Source organism: Arthrobacter sp. SDTb3-6 (genome assembly GCF_013376095.1).
GTDB lineage: Bacteria > Actinomycetota > Actinomycetes > Actinomycetales > Micrococcaceae > Specibacter.
The window spans coordinates 1-3,381 of sequence record NZ_JAAMFN010000086.1 but is presented as its reverse complement, the minus strand read 5'-3'; the positions used below and the strand labels follow the sequence as shown (position 1 = coordinate 3,381).

Sequence of the window (3,381 nt, the reverse complement as noted above, 5' to 3'; positions counted from 1 at the left end):
TAGACCGTTCCCCAAGGGACAAGCTTGTTGGGCCCGAACAAAATTGCATGCGAGGCTCTTCGTTCATCATCTTCCCTCCTATATGCCATGTTGTGGGCTCGAAGATGAGTAGGCTGAGGCGTGGAGAAGGCAATTGCCACAGCCACTGTTGTCCAGGGCTGACAATCAAGAGGTCTGAAAATGAAAATGGCTGAAACGGTCAGGGAGGTGTGGGGGCCCCGAGTAGGCGAGGCTGCCACAGCAAAGATGGTTCAAGCCCGGCGAAGCCTCGTCATCCAACTGGGCAGCTGTGCCGTCGCTGTCATGTGGAGCACGATCCCACTCATGTTCCAGCAATCAAAATGGGTGACGTTGCCTCTTGTCTTTCGAATGGGCTTCACGATTTTCGTCCTGCTGGTCATCTTCTTCGGTATGATCCGTCAGGGCCAACGCCGCAGCCGGTATGTGAGGGAGGCGACCGTGTGCGCCCTTAACCATCTCCGGGCGACTACGTACCCGCGATTGACTCGGCTTCCATACGTGACCATGAGGAGCCCTGAAGCTTTCGACAAATACATCGGCTCGATACCGTCGAGCTTGATGTCGTAGCCCCGCGGGGTCAACCCTGGGCTGCCACGACTCGTAAGACCAAAATGATGCACAAGGAATCCTTGGCTTCCTGCAAACGTCCGCACGGGGTTCCTCTATCGGCCGCTGATTAGGGGCCGTTTCGTGGAGAATGACGCTATGGAAAAGTTCATGCGACTACTGGCAAACGACATTCTCGGAGCTATCACGCCCGGGCGCCGGTTGGTGGCTGTCGACGGAGTCGACGGCAGCGGCAAGACATCCTTCGCCTCCAACCTGGTGAACGAGATCCAAGATCGACCCGTGATCGTGATCCACGTCGACGACTTCCTGAATCCCTCACCCGTCAGGCATGCCAAAGGACGTGCCTCGCCGGAAGGCTTCTGGGAATACACCTACAACTACCCAGCCCTGAACGACCGGGTGCTCGCACCCCTCGGTCCGCACGGAGGCGGCTGGTACTCTCAGGCTTCCTACGACGCGGAGACCGACCGAGTGGCAGAGGTGGAGGTCCTCCGGGCGCCGTCGGATGCACTGGTCGTGGTGGAAGGCATGTTCCTGCACCGCGGCGAACTCGCCTCCCACTGGGATGCATCGGTGTTCCTGGACGTGCCTTTCACCGAAACGGCGGCCCGAATGGCGATCCGAAACGGCAGCAATCCCGACCTGGAGCACCCCACGATGCGCCGATACATCGGAGGACAGCGTCTCTACTTCGAAGCCGCACGGCCCTGGGAACGCGCCACCTTCGTCGTGGACAACTCCGACTTCGCTTCGCCAAGGCTCATCCATCCCGGCGTAGTTTCAGCTGTCCGGTAAAGGTTCCTTTACCGGACGCGGCGTGGTCACCTGAGTGGGAGCGGGCCGGCCTGCTTGGATGGAGTCGTGGCGGTTTTTACTTCGATGGTGACCAGACGCTGTGGGACTTCCGTGCCATGATGAGGCGGGCCATGGCCGCCACGATTGGCGAGCTGTGTCAACGCCAACCGAAAATAGGGCCAGTATTGCCAACTGAAAATGAGGCCACCTGACATCATTGAAGGTGATTAATTTGGATGATTGGGCAACTATCCGCCACCGCTTTGCGAACGAGAAGATTTCCAAGCGGGAATTGGCGAAGCAGCTGGGCGTCTCGCGGGACGGTCGATCGGGCCTTGGCCGCAGACGCGGCGCCGAAGTACGAACGTAAGCCGGCAGGGTCTTCGTTCGACGCGTTTGAGAAGGATGTGCGGCGTTTGCTGGTGGTCTCGCCGCGGATGCCGGCAACGGTGCTGGCCGAGCGGGTGGGCTGGTCCGGGTCCTCCTCGCTGTTTCGGGCCAAGGTCGCCGCTATCCGGCCCGAGTACGCGCCGGCAGACCCGGCGGACCGGCTCGTGCATGAACCGGGCAAGACGGTGCAGTGCGATCTATGGTTCCCGCACCAGCCACTGCCGTTGGGATACGGGCAAGAAGGCAAGCCACCGGTGCTGGTGATGACCAGCGCCTATTCCGGGTTCGTGCAGGCCCGCATGATTCCCTCCCGCACCACCGAGGATCTCCTGGGCGGGATGTGGGAGTTGATCCAGGAAGCCGATGCCGTCCCGGCCCGCCTGCTGTGGGACTTTCGAGACCGGGATCGGCCGGGGGAAGCTCACCGAGCCTGCCAGTGCGTTCGCCGGGGTGCTGGGCACCGAGATCAAGCTCCTGCCGCCGAGGGATCGGCGAATCCAAAGGCATGGTGGAGCGGATGAACGGGTTCTTCCGCCGCGGGTTCATGCCCGGGCGGGACTTCCTTGACCCACACGATTTCAACGACCAGCTCGATGCGTGGCTCCCGCGCGCCAATGCCCGCTACACCCGTGCCCGCCACGGCATCCCGGCGGACCTTGTGGTTGAGGATCGGGCGGCGATGCGCCGACTGGGCCCGATCGCCCCGGACGCGGTGTTCCGCAAGGAGGTCCGCCTGCCAAGGGACTACTACGTGAGGGTGCATTCCAACGACTATTCCGTGGATCCGTCCGCGATCGGCCGGCTCGTGCAGGTCACCGCAGATCTGGATACCGTCACGGTCACCGCTGGCGCCACGGTGCTGGCCCGGCACGAGCGCCGCTGGGCCAGGCACCGGATCTTCACCGACCCGGCTCACGTCAGCCGTGCCGCTGAGCTGCGCCGGGACTACCGCACCTCCATGGCCAGGAAACCACCGGGCCAGGCCGTCGTTGAAGAACGGGATCTGAGCGTTTACGACCAGGCCTTCGGGCTCAGTACCGGGAACGTCTCCGAGCTGGCCGGTGCTGCCCTGTGAACGCGGTGGCAGCCAACGCCGGCAAGGACATCGAATACTACGCCCGGGCGCTGCGCGCCCCGAGGATCGGGGACGGGTACCGCCACCTGGCCGATACGGCCCGCACCGCCGGATGGAGCCATGAGGAATACCTCGCCGCTGTCCTCTCCCGGGAGGTCGCCGAACGGGAAGCCTCCGGCGCGGCCCTGCGGATCAAGGCCGCAAGGTTCCCCGGCCACAAAACCCTGGAGGACTTCAACTTCGACCACCAACCCGCCGCGGACCGGTCCCTGATCGCCCACCTGGGTACCGGGGTGTTCCTGGAGGAAGCGAAAAACGTGGTCCTGCTCGGGCCTCCCGGCACCGGCAAAACCCACTTAGCTGTCGGCATCGCCACCCGTGCCGCCCATGCCGGGCACCGCGTCCTCTTCGACTCCGCGACCGGCTGGGTGGCCCGCCTCGCCGAGGCCCACAACCGTGGCCAGTTGGCAGTGGAACTGGCCAAACTCCGCCGCTACAAGGTCCTGATAATCGATCTATGCCGAGCCGGT

General features: G+C 63.4%; 4 protein-coding genes. All 4 read left to right on the top strand.

The window, feature by feature from the left end; genetic code table 11:
* Window positions 1–738 precede the first annotated feature (738 nt).
* Complete coding sequence (locus G6035_RS19305) at window positions 739–1,386, top strand: uridine kinase (protein WP_256128142.1); 648 nt, start codon at window positions 739–741, stop codon at window positions 1,384–1,386.
* 335 nt (window positions 1,387–1,721) lie between these two features.
* Window positions 1,722–2,297, top strand: coding sequence for a hypothetical protein (locus G6035_RS20370; protein WP_256128141.1), 576 nt, complete (start codon window positions 1,722–1,724; stop codon window positions 2,295–2,297).
* Window positions 2,294–2,851 (top strand): hypothetical protein, encoded by a 558-nt coding sequence (locus G6035_RS20365; protein ID WP_256128140.1) that lies wholly within the window; start codon window positions 2,294–2,296, stop codon window positions 2,849–2,851. The genes G6035_RS20370 and G6035_RS20365 overlap by 4 nt, the downstream gene beginning before the upstream one ends.
* A partial coding sequence (locus G6035_RS19295) for an ATP-binding protein (protein ID WP_371131076.1) occupies window positions 2,848–3,381 on the top strand: 534 nt, incomplete at its 3' end. The genes G6035_RS20365 and G6035_RS19295, both read left to right, overlap by 4 nt.